Here is a 5874-nt window from a genome sequence, read left to right on the forward strand (position 1 = left end):
ACATGGCCTTTACGTGGGCCATCCCCGCCCCTGTTTGGCGGCGCACATACCGCCTTTCAACCGCTCATAACCGGACTGTGCAGCCCGACCAGCGCCGGCCGCCGTCCGACAGCTTGTGACCAGCCAGCGCCATCCGGCCCTTCGCATCCCGGCATCCCTGCCTATAATGCGGGCTCAAACACACAGAGAGGATTAATCCATGGGCTTTATCACCTGGATCGTATTGGGACTGTTGGTGGGTATTCTGGCGAAGTGGATCATGCCGGGTCGCGACGGTGGTGGTTTCTTTATGACTGCCCTGCTGGGGATTGTCGGCGCCATGGTTGGCGGCTATGTGGGTACCCTGCTGGGGCTGGGCTCGGTGACCGGTTTCAATATCCCGAGCATCGCGCTGGCGACCGTGGGTGCCCTTATCGTCCTGTTTGTCTTCAACAAGATCCGCAGCTGACCCCCAACGCCATCTATGTGTAGATAAACAGGGCACCGAGAGGTGCCCTCTCTTTTTTTTATCGCCCTCACGATGTTGCCAACGGCAAGATCAGCCTCACCAGCAAGCCCCCCAGCTGGGTGCTCGGCAGCAACACCACTTCGCCGTGGTGGTAGTGGGCGATATCGCGTACCAGCGCCAGACCCAGCCCCGCTCCCGGCTGTTCACTCCCCTGCTCGAGGCGCTGGAACGGCTGCCAGACTCGCTCCGCCAGCTCGGGGGCGATGCCGGGGCCGCTATCCTCCACCTCCAGCCAGATCTGCCCGTTGCTTCGCACCACCCGCGCCGTCACGGTGCCGTGGGGTGGGGTGTATTTGATGGCGTTGTCGAGCAGGTTGGCGCACAGCTCCCCGAGCAGCAGCGGCTCCCCCGCCACCATGATGGCGGACTCCTCCCCCTCGTAACCGAGATCGATCCCCTTGCTGCGGGCCTGCGCCAGCCGTGACAAACAGGCCTGCTGCACCAGCGCCGTCAACTCCATGGGCTCCCGCTGGCGCAGCCCGGAGCACTCGTCTGATTTGAGTCTGGCCAGCAGCAGGAGCCGCTCGGTCAGGGCGATGGTGTGATCGAGCCGCACGGCCATGGCATCGAGGCTTTCGCTCATCAGGGCCGGATCGCCACTGCCGCGCGCCACCTCAACTTGAGTTTTCAGGATGGTGAGCGGGGTGCGCAGCTGATGGGCGGCATCGGCGCTAAAGCGCTCCTGCCGGGCCACCAGCTGGCGCAATCGGGCCAGCTGGCGGTTGAACGCCTGCACCAGCGGCCGGGTCTCCTGCCAGGGAAGCAAATCCGGCAAGGGGGCAAGATTGGCGGCATCGCGGCGCAGGATCTCCCGCGACAGGCGCCGCATCGGGGTGAGCAGCTGTTTGAGCAACAGATAGGCGAGCAGCAGGGTAAGCACCACCAGCGCCCCCTGGGTCAGCAGGGCCGACCAGAGCAACTGCTCCGCCAACTGCTGGCGACCGAGCAGGGTTTCCGCCACCGTGATGCGGGCCATGCCGTTGACGCCCCCTTCACCTACCGGTTGCAGCAGCATCACGGCGCGGATTGGCGCCTCCTGATAGAGCCCGTCGTAGAAGTAGGCGAGCGCCGGATAGCGGTCGGTCAGCGGCGTGCCGTCCGGCATGGGGGGCAGGTCGTCAAAGCCGGAGATGACCCTATCGTCGATGCCGCGCACCTGATAGAAAAGGCGATCGCGCATGTTGCGCTCGAAGCTGTCGAGCACCACGTAGGGCACATCCACCTTGAGGCTGCCCTCGGCCGCCGTCAGCCGCTCGGCGACGGTGCGGGCAGAGGCGAGCAGGGTGCGATCATAGGCCGAGGTGGCCGCCGCCAGCGCGCCGTAGTAGCTGTACCAGGCCGAGGCGGCCCAGAGGATCAGCAAGGGGCCCCCCAGAAACAGCAGCAGTTGATGGAGCAGGGAGCGACTAATGGGAGGCCTCCGGCGCCGCTTCCAGCAGATAGCCCAGCCCGCGCAGGGTGGTGATCGCCACCCCGCTGCCCACCAGCTTTTTGCGCAGCCGGTGGATATAGAGATCGATGCTGTCGAGCCCCACCTCGTCATCGAGGTTGAACACCTGCTCGAACAGCTGCCCCTTGGCGACGGGCCGCCCGTGGCGATACATCAGCGCGGTCAGCAGCGCCAGTTCGCGCGGAGTCAGGGCAAGGCGGGCATCGGCCAGCAGAAAATAGCCGTCGGGGTGCAGGGTCAGGCGCCCCAGCCGCAGCTCGGCACCGCCGCTTTCGCTGCGCCGCAGCAGGGCTCGCAACCGGGCATCCAGCTCCCCCAGATCGAACGGCTTGGCCAGATAGTCATCGGCTCCGGCATTGAGGCCGCAGATCCGCTCCTCCACCGCACCGCGGGCGGTGAGCAGCAGCACCGGCACTCCCTGCCCCCTACTGCGCAATCTGCCAAGTACCGCCAGCCCGTCGAGCTTGGGCATCTCGATATCGAGCACCGCCAGCGCGTACTGTTCGTGGCGCAGCAGGTGATCAGCCTGAGCCCCGTCAGCCACCCAATCCACCGCGAAACCGGCGCTGGTGAGTGCCCGCGACAGCCAGTGGGCCAGTTCGTGATTATCTTCTGCCAACAGCAAGCGCATCCCTCTCCCCTTGTTCCTAACCACGGTATTCAGCCGCACTGCTTCAACTGCATCCCTTCGTCACTGCTATTGCGGGAGAAGGTGCGATCAGGGTCACACTCCCGGCTCTTGGTCAGCGATTGAAAGGTGAATGAAAGGTTGTTGTTTTAACAATTTCGCATCACTTCGTCTATCGACGGAGTCACACCCAGGAAAAACAACGACAAGATGGAGCACACAACCATGAAGCAACGCACACGTCATGCCCTCGCCCTGCTAACCCTGCTCGGCGCCCTGCCACTGCAGGCGGCCGAAAGTGCCACGACTCCGAGCCGTACCGAATGCATCGCACCGGCCAAACCGGGCGGTGGTTTCGATCTCACCTGCAAGCTGCTGCAGGTGAGCCTGCAGGAGACCGGTACCATCGACAAGCCGATGCGGGTCACCTACATGCCGGGCGGGGTCGGCGCCGTGGCCTACAACGCCATCGTGGCCCAGCGCCCTGCCGAGGCGGGAACTGTGGTCGCCTTCTCCGGCGGCTCCCTGCTCAACCTCTCACAGGGCAAATTTGGCCGTTACGGGGTGGACGATGTGCGCTGGCTGGCGGCGGTGGGGACCGATTACGGCATGATCGCGGTGCACCACGATGCCCCCTATCAGAACCTCAAGGAGCTGGTGAGCGCCATGGAGCACGATCCCAACAGTGTGGTGATCGGGGCAGGTGCCTCCATCGGCAGTCAGGACTGGATGAAGACGGCGCTGCTGGCCAAACAGGCCGGGGTTGACCCGCACAAGATGCGCTACGTCGCCTTTGAAGGGGGCGGCGAGCCGGTCACCGCGCTGCTGGGCAACCATGTGCAGGCGGTCTCCGGCGATCTGAGCGAGATGGTGCCCTATATCGGCGGCGACAAACTGCGGGTGCTGGCGGTGTTCTCTGCCGAACGGCTGCCCGGCAAGCTGTCCACCATCCCCACCGCCAAGGAGCAGGGTTATGACCTGGTGTGGCCGGTGATCCGCGGCTTCTATGTCGGCCCCAAGGTGAGCGACAGCGAATACCAGTGGTGGAAGCAGACCTTCGATCAGCTGGTGAAGACCGACACCTTCAAGGCGCAGCGGGATCTGCGCGGCCTGTTCGAGTTTGACCTCACCGGCGAGGCCCTCGACAGCTACGTCAAGGAGCAGGTAGCGCAATATCGCGAGCAGGCCAAAGCCTTCGGTCTGGCCAAATAGGAGCCGCAGCCATGAGCGATCGCATCTTCGCCGCTATCTGGCTGCTGCTCTGTCTGGCAGGCGCCGCTATCGCCTGGCAGATCCAGAGCGAATACAGCTATGAGCCGCTGGGGCCACGCCCCTTCCCGCTCGGCATCATCGGCCTGATGGCGCTCTGCGCCCTGTTGCTGCTGCGCCGCCAGCCGGACACCGTCAGCTGGCCGCCACTGCGTACCCTGCGCCACCTCGCCATCATGGTGGTGGCGCTGGCCGGGTACGGTGCCAGCTTCGAGTGGCTGGGCTTTCCGCTGGCCACCACCCTGCTCACCTTTGTTCTGGGGCGCCTGTTTGGCGCCTCTGCCAAAGCTGCCCTGCTCTCCGGCGTCGTCGGCGGTCTGGTGCTCTATCTCGCCTTCGACCGGCTGCTGGATGTCACCCTGCCCCTCGGCGTCTGGTTCTCTTAAGGAGTCAATATGGATACCTGGATGTACCTATCCCAGGGCTTTGCGGTGGCACTCACCCCGGAGAATCTGGTGATTGCCCTGATCGGCTGCTTTGTCGGCACCGTGGTCGGCCTGCTGCCGGGCCTTGGCCCCATCAACGGAGTCGCCATCCTGTTGCCGCTGGCTTTTGCCCTGAAACTGCCCCCCGAATCGGCGCTTATTCTGCTCGCCACCGTCTATATCGGTTGCGAGTATGGCGGGCGGATCTCCTCGATCCTGCTCAACGTGCCGGGGGATGCCGCCGCCATCATGACCGCGCTGGATGGCTACCCCATGGCCCAGCAGGGCAAGGCGGGAGTGGCCCTCTCCATCTCGGCGGTCAGCTCCTTTGTCGGCTCCATGCTCGCCATCGGCGGGATCATTCTGTTCGCCCCGGCGCTGGCGCGCTGGTCACTGGCCTTCGGCCCGGCGGAGTATTTCGCCCTGATGGTGTTCGCCATCGCCTGCCTTGGCAGCATGATGAGCCAGAACCCGCTCAAATCCTTTATGGCGGCGCTGATTGGGCTGGGGCTCGCCACCGTTGGAGTGGATGCCAACACCGGCGTCTATCGCTTCACCTTCGACAGCGTTCACCTCTCGGACGGGGTGCAGTTTATTGTGGTGGTGATCGGCCTCTTCTCGGTGAGCGAGATCCTGCTGATGCTGGAGCACACCAGTGGCGGCGGCAAGCTGGTGCGCACCACCGGACGGATGTTGTTCAACTTCAAGGAGCTGGTCCATTGCACCGGCACCATGTTGCGATCCTCCACCATCGGCTTCTTCGTCGGCATTCTGCCCGGTGCCGGTGCCACCATCGCCAGTGCCATCACCTATATGACCGAGAAGCGACTGGCGGGGCCGAATGCCAAATTCGGTGAGGGGGACATTCGCGGCGTGGCCGCACCGGAGGCGGCCAACAACGCGTCGGCCTGTGGCTCCTTTATCCCCATGCTGACCCTGGGGGTGCCGGGGTCGGGCACCACGGCGGTGATGATGGGGGCACTGACCCTCTACAACATCACCCCCGGCCCCACCATGTTCACCGAACAACCCGATGTGGTGTGGGGACTGATCGCCGCCCTCTTGCTGGCCAACGTCATGCTGCTGGTGATGAACATCCCCATGGTGGGGCTCTTTACCCGCATGCTCTCCATCCCGCTCTGGTTTTTGGTGCCCGCCATCGCCAGCGTCTCGGCGGTGGGTGTCTATGCGGTGCACAGCACCACCTTCGACCTGTTGCTGATGGTGGCCCTCGGGGTCTTTGGCTACCTGCTGCGCAAGATGCACTTCCCCATGTCACCGCTCATTCTGGGCTTCGTGCTGGGTGAAATGCTGGAGCAGAACCTGCGCCGCGCCCTCTCCATCAGCAATGGCGACACCGCCATCCTGTGGAGCAGCGGCATCAGCCAGACCCTGTTGGTACTGGCCATTGCAGTGATCACCCTGCCCCCGCTGGTACGCCTGCTGCGCCGCCGCAAAGCCGATCCGCTGATCCCGGACGCCCGCCCGGAGCAGGGAGCCTGATCCGATAAGACAGAGATGACGGGCCTATTGATAAACAAGGGCGAGATCTGAACGATCTCGCCCTTTTTACAGACTGTAGTGGTCAACTAAA

General features: G+C 64.2%; 6 protein-coding genes. 4 read left to right on the plus strand and 2 right to left on the minus strand.

Features of this window, described 5'->3' with window-relative positions; genetic code table 11:
* The first annotated feature begins 199 nt into the window (after positions 1-199).
* On the plus strand, positions 200-448 hold the full coding sequence (locus AACT07_RS22120) for a GlsB/YeaQ/YmgE family stress response membrane protein (protein WP_005359720.1): 249 nt from the start codon (positions 200-202) through the stop codon (positions 446-448).
* Positions 449-515: 67 nt separating this feature from the next.
* Here AACT07_RS22120 and AACT07_RS22125 read toward each other — a convergent pair whose 3' ends face one another.
* Together AACT07_RS22125 and tctD are read right to left on the minus strand one after the other, a co-directional pair.
* Complete coding sequence (locus AACT07_RS22125; RefSeq protein ID WP_083250039.1) at positions 516-1871, minus strand: sensor histidine kinase; 1356 nt, start codon at positions 1869-1871, stop codon at positions 516-518.
* A 43-nt stretch (positions 1872-1914) separates the two neighbouring features.
* Positions 1915-2589 carry a transcriptional regulator TctD gene (gene tctD, locus AACT07_RS22130; protein WP_069530067.1) on the minus strand — a complete coding sequence of 225 codons (675 nt, stop codon included), beginning with the start codon at positions 2587-2589 and terminating at the stop codon, positions 1915-1917.
* Positions 2590-2811: 222 nt separating this feature from the next.
* Here tctD and AACT07_RS22135 point away from each other — a divergent pair, with 222 nt between their 5' ends.
* The 3 genes from AACT07_RS22135 to AACT07_RS22145 are packed head-to-tail and all read left to right on the plus strand — an operon-like array spanning position 2812 to position 5783.
* Positions 2812-3798: a Bug family tripartite tricarboxylate transporter substrate binding protein gene (locus tag AACT07_RS22135; protein ID WP_069530068.1), complete on the plus strand. Its 987-nt coding sequence runs from the start codon at positions 2812-2814 to the stop codon at positions 3796-3798.
* 11 nt (positions 3799-3809) lie between these two features.
* A complete protein-coding gene (locus AACT07_RS22140; RefSeq protein WP_005350923.1) occupies positions 3810-4241 on the plus strand; it encodes a tripartite tricarboxylate transporter TctB family protein in 432 nt (143 codons plus the stop codon).
* A gap of 9 nt (positions 4242-4250) precedes the next feature.
* Positions 4251-5783 carry a tripartite tricarboxylate transporter permease gene (locus AACT07_RS22145; RefSeq protein ID WP_019445074.1) on the plus strand — a complete coding sequence of 511 codons (1533 nt, stop codon included), beginning with the start codon at positions 4251-4253 and terminating at the stop codon, positions 5781-5783.
* Positions 5784-5874: the final 91 nt, after the last annotated feature.

The organism is Aeromonas sp. ANP5, assembly GCF_963870295.1.
Lineage (GTDB): Bacteria > Pseudomonadota > Gammaproteobacteria > Enterobacterales > Aeromonadaceae > Aeromonas > Aeromonas veronii.